General features: G+C 37.5%; 6 protein-coding genes. 4 read left to right on the top strand and 2 right to left on the bottom strand.

Annotated elements, in window-relative coordinates; all coding sequences use genetic code 11:
• Window positions 1-5 precede the first annotated feature (5 nt).
• Complete coding sequence (locus F3I09_RS26425; RefSeq protein WP_149698065.1) at window positions 6-560, bottom strand: RNA polymerase sigma factor; 555 nt, start codon at window positions 558-560, stop codon at window positions 6-8.
• A gap of 765 nt (window positions 561-1,325) precedes the next feature.
• On the opposite strand from F3I09_RS26425, the gene F3I09_RS26420 reads away from it, so the two are divergent.
• The 4 genes from F3I09_RS26420 (at window position 1,326) to F3I09_RS26405 (ending at window position 11,817) form a co-directional block, all read left to right on the top strand.
• Window positions 1,326-4,673 carry a SusC/RagA family TonB-linked outer membrane protein gene (locus F3I09_RS26420; RefSeq protein ID WP_149698064.1) on the top strand — a complete coding sequence of 1,116 codons (3,348 nt, stop codon included), beginning with the start codon at window positions 1,326-1,328 and terminating at the stop codon, window positions 4,671-4,673.
• 25 nt (window positions 4,674-4,698) lie between these two features.
• Entirely contained in the window at window positions 4,699-6,213 is a 1,515-nt protein-coding gene (locus tag F3I09_RS26415; RefSeq protein ID WP_149698063.1) for a RagB/SusD family nutrient uptake outer membrane protein, read from the top strand.
• A 179-nt stretch (window positions 6,214-6,392) separates the two neighbouring features.
• The gene (locus F3I09_RS26410) at window positions 6,393-9,035 is read left to right on the top strand and encodes a glycoside hydrolase family 2 protein (protein ID WP_149698062.1); all 2,643 of its coding nucleotides are present in this window, start codon (window positions 6,393-6,395) and stop codon (window positions 9,033-9,035) included.
• A gap of 133 nt (window positions 9,036-9,168) precedes the next feature.
• Entirely contained in the window at window positions 9,169-11,817 is a 2,649-nt protein-coding gene (locus F3I09_RS26405; protein ID WP_149698061.1) for a S9 family peptidase, read from the top strand.
• A 144-nt stretch (window positions 11,818-11,961) separates the two neighbouring features.
• On the opposite strand, the gene F3I09_RS26400 is transcribed toward F3I09_RS26405, so the two are convergent.
• Window positions 11,962-12,232: transposase domain-containing protein (locus tag F3I09_RS26400; protein ID WP_149698060.1), on the bottom strand; the 271-nt coding region annotated here is incomplete at its 5' end.

Here is a 12,232-nt window from a genome sequence, read left to right as displayed (position 1 = left end):
CGTTCCTACAATAATTTTACAGTATGCAGCTTTTCACGCAGTATTTTTAGTGCCTTGCTGATATTATTTTTTACCACCTGGAGGCTGATATTCTGTTCTGCAGCAATTGTTTTCTGGCTTTTATCTTCCAGGTAGAGTTTGACAAAAGATTTACGGGCGGCAGGTGGAATATATTCCATTGCATTCTTTAGCTGTTTTGCGAGTTCCGCGCTTTCAAACGGCTTCATCTGAGTAATGGATTCCTGGAAGTAGTTGTATAGGTCCTGTCTTTTGCCCCTGGTTTTATCTTTTCTGAGCTTTATGAGACTCTCATTGCGGGTAGCCCTTAGCAGATATGCCATAAGGGATGGCTTTAGCTCCACCTTCTCTTTTACATTCCAGAAACGAATGAAGACCTCCTGAACGATATCTTCGGCCTCATCCATATCCCGGATGACATAATATGCTTCCATGAGCATTTGTGGCCGGTATAAGTCCACAAGTTCTCTCAGGGCAGATTCCTCTCCCCTTTTCAGACGTTGTAGGATGTCGGCTTCCTTATTTAGACTTTCCCCTTTCATATTCCGTCCCGGCAGTTATTCAACTGCCGTTATTCATTGGTTTAGGTACGTATTACAAATAGTTTACCAGGCCGGTTATCAAAGTAGGATAACAAACCTGGCATATTATCACCATAATGGCTTTTAGTGGAAAAGAGATTGAGGGAATATTGACGATCACTTGGCATCCTTTGTAACTCCAGAACGTGTCAGTTCCGGCTGAAGTTAATTAAAAGGTAATACATTTTTATGCGTGCAACAACATTATTTTTTGAGAACAATTGAAAATAATATCGTGTTATAATAAATAAAATAATCAGAATACGTCACTAGAGTTTGGGTAGGCAAATACCCAATGACTCATTTTTATCTTTTTGAAAAACCAATCTCTAGACAGGACGAAATAGATAAGGACTAGCACTGCGAAAATTTCTCAAAAAAAAGTTTGCTTATGGACGTTACCTTACTGTTAAATTTTACTTTTTAATATTGGGAACTATATCAAAATACTGAATGTTCGAAGTTTTACTATGCCTTTGAAATTAACTAAGAAAATTCGTTGGGGGTACCTACAACGCGCGTAATGCTTTTATCGCCAAGGATTTCCCAGTAACCATAGATATCCTCGCTGTCGCACTCAAGACAGAGCAATATACCAGACTTATCTGTGTCCTGCTCTTACTGTGCATAGGATGTTTATTCCGTTTCTGTAATGTAAGGGCATTATACCTAGCTAAATTTGATATCGCGACCAACCAATTAACTAACCAAAATCGTTGTGTGACTATGCAAAAGATTGTCAAACTCAACCGAGCATTCCTATACTGCTGTATGGTTGTAATGTTTTGCCTGCATTCTAATGGCTATGCCGCTCCGACACAGGGGAAACCTGTGAGTCTTACCATTAAGAATTCTACACTGGCTCAGGTGCTACGGGAGGTCTCGAAAAAGAGCGGCCTGTATATTTATTTCCAGGATGCTGATCTGGCTGCGCATAAGAACGTAACCATTGACGTTAGGGAGAAGCCGGTGGAGAGCGTATTGCATGAGTTGCTGGATGGTAGAGGGTTTTCGTGGGTGGAAGTAGGAGAGAATACGATAGCGGTTAAAAAAAAGCCCGTTATAGAAGAGCGGGTTGAGGGGGATACGGTTGCGACGATAACGGTGACGGGTAAGGTGGTGGATGAGAAGGGGACGCCGGTGATTGGGGCGACGGTTGTGGTGAAGGGGGGAACTACGGGAACAACAACCAATGTTGCTGGAAATTTCATTTTGAAAGGGGTGACAAGTAATGCATCGCTTGTAATCTCAAATGTATCTTTTTTGACTCAGGAAATCGCAGTAAAGGGTAGAAGAATCGTTGGCGATGTGCGCTTGAAACAATTCGTTAAATCCTTAGATGAGGTTCAAATTCAAGCGTACGGTACAACTACTCGTAGGGTTAGTACAAGCAATATAAGCACAGTCAAAGCAGCTGATATTGAAAGACAGCCTGTAAGTAACCCTCTACTTGCAATTCAAGGAAGAGTTCCAGGGGTTTTTATAGAACAGTTTTCCGGTATAGCTGGCTCAGGAGTATCAGTTCGTATACAGGGACTTAATAGTATCGGCAAGGGCAACGACCCATTATATGTCATTGACGGGGTGCCATATTTGTCGCAACTTCTTTCAACTAATGCGAATAATATTTTGGGTACTTCTGGAGTAGGTGTGGGGTCTTACGGAGCTCAGAATGGGAATCCTCTTAGTTTCATCAATCCAAGTGATATAGAATCAATAGACATACTTAAGGACGCTGATGCGACGGCGATCTATGGATCTCGAGCTGCCAATGGTGCCGTGCTGATTACAACAAAACGAGGGAAGGCAGGAGAGACAAAAGTTGACGTAACAGTACAATCTGGTTTCGGAAAAATAAATCGATCAATTAATTTATTAAACACGCAAGAATATCTTCAGTTAAGACGAGAGGCATTAAAGAATAACAATAACTCAGTTCCATCTGCATTTGACTATGATCTTAATGGTACCTGGAATCAAAGCAGATACACAAATTGGCAGAAGGCTCTAATTGGAGGGACTAGCACATACAATGATGCTAAGGCTTCAATCTCAGGGGGAAACAGCTCTACCCAATTCTTAATGGGGGCCGCATATCACAGGGAAACGACGGTTTTTCCTGGAGACTTTAATGATAAGAAGGGGGCCGCGCACTTCAGTATTACAAACATTTCTCCAAATGAAGATTTCCACATCCAATTTTCGGGAAGTTATTTAATAGATGAAAATCGCCTTCCAGGAAATGATCTCACTGGAGATGCATTAAGACTTCCCCCCAATGCTCCTGCCCTTTATAATTCTGATGGATCCTTAAACTGGGCACCACTTCCAAACGGTACATCTACATGGACCAATCCATTAGCCTCATTTTTATATGGTACACAGAAGATTAAAACCAATAATTTGATTAGTAGCGCCACTATAAGCTATCGAATTATTCCTGGGCTTGATATAAAAAGTAACATAGGATACAATAATTTAACATCAAATGGAACTAATGTTACTCCCTTAACTGTTTATCTTCCCGAGTATAGATCATTTTTTCAACGCAGCGCTATCTATAGCAACAATCAGGTGAATTCATGGATAGTGGAACCGCAAGTAACATATAATACTCAAATTAAGAGTGGGAGACTGGATCTACTTGTTGGAACAACTATACAGGAAAGCAATAGTAATGGTACTTTAACGAGGGCGAGTGGATTCAGCAGTGACTTAATATTAGAAGATATAGGATCCGCGGCAACGATAAGTGTACCTACTACCGTAAGAGCGAAATATAGATATAATGCCTTATTTGGACGATTGAATTATAATTGGCATGATAAGTACATCGTTAATATCACGGCTAGAAGAGATGGCAGTAGTCGGTTTGGGTCAGAAAATGTATTTCATAATTTTGCGTCAATTGGTACTGCATGGGTATTTTCCAATGAACCATTTATAAAAGATAATTTTTCATTTCTAAGTTTTGGAAAAATTAGAGGTAGCTATGGGACAACGGGGAATGATCAGGTGGGGGACTATGGTTTTTTGAATCTATATCGCAACTCTAACAATTGGGGAGTGCCATATCAAGGCGTAGGTGGTCTTGAGCCGTTTGGTTTACCGAATCCGTATTTGCAATGGGAGAAAACACGCAAGCTACAGCTAGGGGTGGATTTAGGTTTATGGAATGAAAGTGTATTGTTTAATGTAAATTATTTTAGGAACAGGTCTTCTAATCAAATATTGGATTATTCATTATCTATAGTAACTGGTGTAGATGCTATCTCCTCTAATTTTCCGGCAAAAGTTCAAAATTCTGGGTGGGAATTTTCAATAAATACAATCAATATTAAAAGGACGAAAATTAGCTGGAGTTCCAGTATTAATTTGACAATACCCCAAAATAAGCTTCTAGCTTTTCCTAATTTAGAACAATCGTCATATTGGTCTTCTACTTTAGTAATTGGTGAGCCCCTTACTCTTACTAAGGTCTATCATTACAATGGTGTTGATCCTGTAACTGGGCTATATCAATTTTCTGACAAGGATGGAAAGCTGACCTCAAATCCCAATCCACTAACTGATCAATATGTGTATATAAACACAACGCCAAGCCTCTATGGAGGAATACATAATAGTTTTACTTTCAATGGATTCGATTTTCAGTTTTTATTTCAATTCGTAAAACAAAAAGCTCCAAGTAATTATTTTGGCAATTTCCCACCTGGATTTGCTGTAAATCAGCCAGATAATATATTGAATAGATGGCAGAGTAACGGCGATATTCGTTCTATCCAAAAGGTAAGTACCGATTTTGGAGTATTTACGCCCTTGAGCGCGGCTAATAATAGCGATAAAGCATACTCAGATGCATCATATATACGATTGAAAAATGTGTCTTTATCTTGGCAAATTCCAGAAGTGTTGAAAAAGAAATCTCATCTTAAAAACTGTAGATTATTTGTTCAGGGACAGAATTTATTTACAATTACAAAATATGCTGGATTGGATCCGGAGACAAAAATTATATATAATTCTCTTCCTCCTTTGCGGACAATTGTTTTTGGGGTACAGCTATCGTTGTAGCATTTGCAATTTAAAAATGTAAATTATGCAGTTATATAATATTATTAGGTGTCTTAAGACAGAAAAAAGGGTTAGATTTTTCTCAATAAATACGTTAAACTCCCTTTTCTTTTTTCTAAGTTTAACAAGTTTAAGTTGTTCAAAATTAGTTGAAGTTCCGCCGCCTATAACTTTAACTGATGCTTCACAGGTTTATTCCGATGATAGTAAGGCTGCAGCTGTACTAACTAGTATTTACAATAATATTAGCCAAAACACAATTACAGCGGGGGGGATAACGAGTCTATCTTTTTATACTGCGTTATCCTCAGACGAGTTAGCTTTGTTCAATCCGTCAAGTCAAATTGATAAACTAAAAGTTGCTTTCTATAGTAATTCTCTTTCTAGTACTATGAATGTCGATTATTGGACTGCCTGTTATCCATTAATTTTTACGGCCAATTCGGCAATCGAGGGTTTGATGAGAGCGTCATTTCTTACCGCTGAGGTAAAGCAGCAATTAATAGGTGAAGCTAAATTTATACGCGCTTTTTGCTTTTTCTACTTGACAAATTTATATGGTGCTGTACCATTGCCTTTAACCACAAACTATAAGATTAATGGCTTACTCCCGCGTACGCCCTCTGAGGAAGTGTATAAACAAATCATTTCGGATTTAAAAGACGCGGAATTGCTTTTAAAATCTGATTACGTGGATGCAAGTACTAAAAGCTCAACTAATGAGAGAGTACGTCCAAATAAGTGGGCGACTAAGGCTCTACTGGCAAGAGCTTATTTATATATGCAAGATTATAAAAATGCTGAAGCGAAGGCAACAGAAGTAATCGAACAGTCAACACTGTATGGTTTAGCTCCCCTGGCTAATGTTTTTCAGAAAAATAGTATTGAAGCTATTTGGCAGCTTCAACCTGTTCGTGCGGGCCAAAATACTTCGGAGGCGACATTATATATATTGCCTCCAACTGGCCCCGATGTTAATGATACACATCCAGTATATCTTAGCAATGGACTTGCAAATAGTTTTGAAAGTGGAGATAATCGGGAAAATATATGGATAGGCAGTATAGCGGCAGGAGGAATAGTCTTCCATTTCCCATATAAATATAAGATTAATGTACCTAATGCGCCAGTTAGTGAATACTTAATGGTTCTAAGGCTAGGGGAGCAATATCTTATTAGAGCGGAGGCCAGGGCTCACGAAGACAATATTGTTGGCGCTATTAACGATTTGAATGTTTTGAGAAGTAGAGCTCGTGGAGATCAAAATCCGTCAAATCAAAATCCCCTTCCTGACCTATCTAGCTCCTTGTCTAAGGATGCTGCTTTAAATGCGGTTTATCAAGAAAGGCGAGTTGAATTGTTTGCTGAATGGGGACATCGCTGGTTTGATCTTAAACGTACAGGTAGAGTAAATGAGGTAATGAAAACAGTAACAGACCTTAAGGGCGGTTCTTGGAACAGTAATTTGCAATGGTATCCAGTTCCCTTGAAACAACTGCAGCTAAATCCAAATGTAATCCAAAATGACGGTTACAATTAAAGGTGCTAAATACTTATTTAATAAGCTTGAGTTACAAAGTGAAAGTATCATGCGGGATGACTATGTGTCAGAAATTTGATTCTTTCAACGTAGTCCTGTAATAATTTTTACAATATGTTTTGCCAGGTGGCGAGACAATACATTTGTTATTTAGTAAGCTATTATTTAATAATATTATTATGAAGATATGTAAGTTTTTAGTGGTTGGTTTACTGACTATGAGTATTCAAGGAAAGGGTGTCTCTCAGGATATTCATGGTTGGAAGATGAAGCCATTGCCAATTAGTACACGTTGGGCGAAAGAGATATCTCCAAAGACTGTTTTGCCTGAATACCCAAGACCGCAAATGGAAAGAAAGAATGACTGGAGCGTGTTGAACGGGCTTTGGGATTATACTATCACTGGTAGTAATGATACTGTTATTCCGATGGCATACACTGGAAAAATATTAGTGCCATATCCTTTAGAGTCCGCTTTGTCAGGGGTGAAGAGAACACTAAAGCCAAATGAATTGCTTTGGTATAAATGCACATTTAACTATGAAAATAATAAGTCTAAACGAGTTCTTTTGCATTTTGGAGCTGTAGATTGGAAGGCGACTGTATATCTTAACAATGTGGAAATAGGATTTCATCTTGGTGGTTATACGGCATTTTCATTTGATATAACTGATAAATTAAAGAAGGGAAGTAATGACTTAGTTATAAAGGTTTACGATCCAACAGATAGAGGTGTCGGTCCCCATGGGAAGCAAGTACTTAATCCGCAAAATATCTATTATACTTCTAGTTCCGGTATTTGGCAAACTGTATGGCTTGAACAAGTACCTGGCGAGTATGTATCCGATATAAAACTGATACCTGACATAGATAAAGGAATACTACATGTTACAACTAATACTTTAGGTGGAGATAGCGTTGAGCTAATTGCTAAGGATGGTGGAAAGATTGTATGCGTTAAGAAAGGTAAAGCAGGCGTAGTAATCGATTTGCCGATAAGTAATATGAAATTATGGTCTCCAGAAATTCCCTTTCTTTATGACTTAGTAATACGGATAGTGAAAGATGATAAAATTGTTGACGAAGTGAATAGTTATTTTGGGATGAGAAAGATTTCAGTCTCAAAGGATAAGATGGGTATAGATAGAATATTCCTAAATAATAGACCATATTTTAACCTTGGTACGTTAGATCAAGGTTTTTGGCCCGAAGGGTTATACACTCAGCCAACAGATGAGGCTATAAAATTCGATATTGGATTGATTCGCGCTATGGGCTTTAATACTATACGTAAACATATTAAAATTGAATCTTCACGTTGGTATTATTATGCTGACAAATTAGGAATGTTGGTTTGGCAGGATTTTGTTAATCCTAACCAAGGGTTGCCTAAAGGGGCGAGAGAGGCATTTGAAGAAGACTGTAAGGAAACAATTAATCAGTTATACAATAATCCTTGCATTGTTACTTGGGTGATCTTTAATGAGAAATGGGGCCAGTACGACCAAAAACGAATTACAGATTGGGTTAGATCTCTTGACACCTCAAGATTGATAAATGGACATTCGGGGGAACTACTTTATGTAAATAACAATTTGAGAACTCCATCTCTTGATCCCTGGATACATTCTGACATGACAGATATTCATTCATATCCTTTTCCAAGAAACGCGCCACAACATGATGGTAAAGTTCGTGTATTGGGCGAGTATGGAGGAATAGGAGTACCAGTAGAATCTCATTTATGGGATGATTTAGAAGCTGGATGGGGGTATGATGGCATTGTAACACCAATGGATTTAAAAAGACAATATAGGCAAATGATTGATTCACTTAAAATACTAAAAGAGGATGGCTTAAGTGCATCTATATATACTCAGCCGTTTGATGTTGAATATGAACAGAATGGATTGTCGACATATGATCGTGAGATTATTAAAATTCCTATTGATACATTGAGGAAGATTAACGGAGATTTGCTTGACGATAGAAACAATGCCTTAGACCATAAATTTACTTCTATAAAGGTAGTTGATGAGAATATTGAGAGCTATAAAGAGAGAGTGGATAATTATAATAATGGAAAAAGAGATTCGGCATTCCTGCGTAATTTTTCTTTGATGGCCATTCAAAAAAGGGATGACCTGATTGCTTCGAAGGCGAGTAACGACTATATTAGAAGATTAAAAGACCCGTTTTCAGAAGTGAATCTTCGTTTCATTAAGCGATTTACTCGAAATGCTAAAGATATTGGATTCGCATTCCTTAATAATAATATGTCTCAGGCTAATCAGATTTTGGGAGAAAATCAAGTTGAAAATCTTATACGGGGGATTATTGGAAGAGAGGAAATCGTACCGTATACAAAAGACACAAGTAGTATTCCCAACTGGGAGGAAATTGAAAGGCGAGTTATTAGCAAATATGGTATTCTAGGAGCAGAAAAGGTCTATGGAGCGGAAATGGTTTACTATTTAAATAAACGAGAATGGGAGAAGTTTGGAAAGTATTATGCTCTCTATTACAAAACGGCAATTACAAGAAGTGAATATCATATTAATAATTTGTCTTGGCCCATTTTTGAGCATATTAGGGATTCGTCGATTTTAGATGTAGCTATAAGAGCTTCAAAATATAGCATAGAAAATTTTGCCACAAATGACCCTGCAGAGATTGATACGTATGCGAATTTGCTTTACAAAGCGGGAAAGAAAGAGGAGGCAATTAACTGGGAACAAAAGGCGGTTAACCTGTCAAATAGTGAAGAAGTTTTCGTTGAAACATTAGAGAAAATGAAAAATAATGTTCCCACTTGGAATTGAGTACTAAAATGAGTTTTTCGAATGGCTATCTAATAGAGAGTATTAGCTACGGTTGACTGCAATGATTCTTCTAGTAAGAGTTAATACCTTTCGTTTGTATGTTTCTTGAATTTGCATTTCTAATTGATAGTGTATGAAGATTGTTTATTTTCTTATTTGCTTTATAGTTGCTACTGTAAATAAATCTCCTGGCCAAAAGCTTCCTATAGATTCCAGCGTGTATAAAGATTGGACATCGGTAAATTCCCATCAAATTTCAAATGATGGGAAATATGTTGCATATACAATAGAGAATCAACCTGAGGGGCAGATAACAAAAGTTATATTATCGTCTCGGAAAGATTGGAAAAAAATAATAATAGGTTGTCATGATATCAAGATTACAGAAGATAGTAAGTACGCCATATATGAAAAAAATGGCATACTTTATATTTTAATGCTCGGGACGGATAAGATACTTAAAATTGAGAATATAATATCATACAAGATTTCTGCCCCCAATTTTAAGAGAAAACAATGGTTGGCTTATAAAGTGAAAGGCGATGGCGATTTATTTGTTAGAGATTTGTCCAACGGGGAGGAGCGGCAGATGCAGGATATAAGAGAGTATGAGTTTAATAAGGATGCAACTATGTTGCTTATTCAGAAGATAAAAAGCCCCAAAGATGTTGTGTTGCAATTGGTAGATCTAAAAGATTGGGAAATTGCTTCAATATGGACAGGGCATAGTATAGACAATCTTGTTTTTAGTAGTGACTGTTCTCAATTGGCATTTATTGCAAGGAATGAAAATCAGGATGATGAATTTAGTTCAATTTATTATTATAAAAATGGGATGAGGACGGCTTCTGTTTTATTTACGAATAATGAGGATTCAGTTCCAATGAATATGAGGATTTTGAGTCTTTATAAGTTTAGTGAAGACAACAGCAGGTTGTTTATTTATTCGGCCGAGAGGCCAAAATCTGATTCGGCAAAAAAAAATGATCCTATTCAGCTGAATATCTGGAGTTATAAGGATTCGGAATTACAAACACTGCAGCAGAAAAAAATAGCTCCCAAGGGATATCTAGCCGCTCTCTGGATAGAGTCTCGTAAAATAGTAAATTTAGAAACTGAAGAATATCAGATATATTTACCTTATTTTGTTATAGATGACGATTGGGTGGAAGGATCAAAAGCGGAATTTTTGCCAGGGAGATTGACTTATCGGCGATATTACCTTACTTCAACAAGAGATAACCAAAGAATTGAGTTCCCGACTGTTTTTACTATTTCTCCTGATGGTAAATTTGTTGTTTATTATAATTCTAAGGCTAGAAATTATTGTAGTTACGAAATAAGAACCAGGGTTACCCGAGATATTTCGAAATCCTTGGTGATAAAAAATTTCGATGAAGTTTATGATCTCTCGCCCGGAAGAGACATCTCGAGTTTTAACGTTGCTGGATGGACTGATAATAATGAGGTCATTTTTCGGGATAAATATGACATATGGAAGATGGATCTTTTAGGGGGAAGTTCTCCGTATTGCATGACCAATAAACTAGGAGAGAGGAATAAAACAGTTTTTTGTCTTTCTTCAGATGATAAACGAAAAGTATACAATTCGAAAGAGAGGCCTATATTAATAGCCTTTGATACGAGAACTAAACAAAATGGATTTTATAGAGCTTCATTTAAGAAGGATGAGAGAGTTCAGTTATTATCCATGGGGCCATATTCATATTTTGTCCCTATTCCCGAAGCCGGTATTGACGCGGGGAACATGCCTATTAAGGCTAAAGATGTAGATGAATACATATTATCACGAGGGACTGCATATGAATCTGTGAATTATTATCTAACATCTGATTTTAAATCATTTAAGAAGCTATCTGATATTCATCCGGAAAGCAAATATAATTGGTTAACAACCGAACTGCATAGTTGGAAAACTCTTGATAGTAGTTATTCCCAAGGAGTATTATTTAAACCTGAAAATTTCGACAAAGGAAAAAAATATCCAATCATCTTTTATTATTATGAAAAATTGTCAGAGGGGTTAAACGTTTTTAGAAAGCCTGAGCCCTCTGATGGACGACTTAATATTCCTTGGTTTGTTAGTAATGGATATTTAGTATTTACACCAGATATTTATTATAAGCAGGGCGAGCCGGGGAAGAGTGCATACGATTATGTCGTATCTGCGGCGAAATACATGGCGAAATTTCCGTTTGTAGATTCAAGTAGGATGGGAATACAAGGAATTAGCCATGGAGGATTTGAAACCAATTATCTTGTTACTCACTCAAGTATTTTTAAGGCAGCATGTTCTGCATCAGGGACTACGGATTTAATTTCAATGTATGGTGGTTTAAATGCTCAAGGAGAATCCCTGCAGGAGTACTATGAGAATGGGCAAGGTCGTCTGGGACAGACTTTATGGAAAAATAAAGATTCCTATATAAGGAATTCTCCAATATTTGAAGCTGATAAGGTAAATACTCCGCTATTATTATTTCACACAAGTTTTGATGGGGTTGTTCCGTTTACACAAGCCGTAAGTTTTTATTTGGCACTTCGACGTTTAGGTAAAAAAGTTTGGTTGTTGGAGTATGGCGATGGTAATCATGGTGTGTGGGGACGGTCTGCGATGGATTTTGATTTAAGAATGCAACAGTTTTTTAATCACTATTTGAAAAATGAGCTGCCTCCAAAATGGATGACGAAAGGAAGACCTGCTCAGCTTCGGGGAGTTAATGATATGTTAGAGCTAGACACATCGGGCGATACGCCTTAATGAAGCCTGTTTTTTAGGGTATAAAATACAAGGGGGCGTCTCATAAGTTTGAGACGTCCCCTTTTCAATTTTATACTGGTATGCACTCGAGATAGAGCGTCTTGGAGGTAAACCAATAAAACTATAGTGCTTGCAAAATTGATGTCATGATTTCCAGTTGTGTGGCAGGAGTTCATTAAGCCTATTAACTGGATGATTATTTATTCTATCGAAGACATCTTTTAGCCATTCAAAAGGATTTACATTGTTCATAGCGCACGTTCCAATGAGGCTGTATAACATCGCAAGGCGTTGTGCTCCCTTCTCGCTTCCAGCGAACAAAAAATTTTTACGCCCCAGGGCCACTGGACGGATATTCCTCTCGCACGGATTATTATCCGGATGTAGCATACCATCGTTGACATAATAGGACAAT

The organism is Chitinophaga sp. CF418, assembly GCF_900142925.1.
Lineage (GTDB): Bacteria > Bacteroidota > Bacteroidia > Chitinophagales > Chitinophagaceae > Chitinophaga.
Note: the sequence above shows the minus strand (reverse complement) of the source record. Positions and strands in the feature narration are given on the sequence as shown.

Bases quoted from the DNA above. Each gene is read 5' to 3' on its own strand.
- F3I09_RS26420 (WP_149698064.1), top strand. From the start codon at position 1,326: ATGCAAAAGATTGTCAAACTCAACCGAGCATTCCTATACTGCTGTATG.
- F3I09_RS26425 (WP_149698065.1), bottom strand. From the start codon at position 560: ATGAAAGGGGAAAGTCTAAATAAGGAAGCCGACATCCTACAACGTCTG.
- F3I09_RS26415 (WP_149698063.1), top strand. From the start codon at position 4,699: ATGCAGTTATATAATATTATTAGGTGTCTTAAGACAGAAAAAAGGGTT.
- F3I09_RS26405 (WP_149698061.1), top strand. From the start codon at position 9,169: ATGAAGATTGTTTATTTTCTTATTTGCTTTATAGTTGCTACTGTAAAT.
- F3I09_RS26410 (WP_149698062.1), top strand. From the start codon at position 6,393: ATGAAGATATGTAAGTTTTTAGTGGTTGGTTTACTGACTATGAGTATT.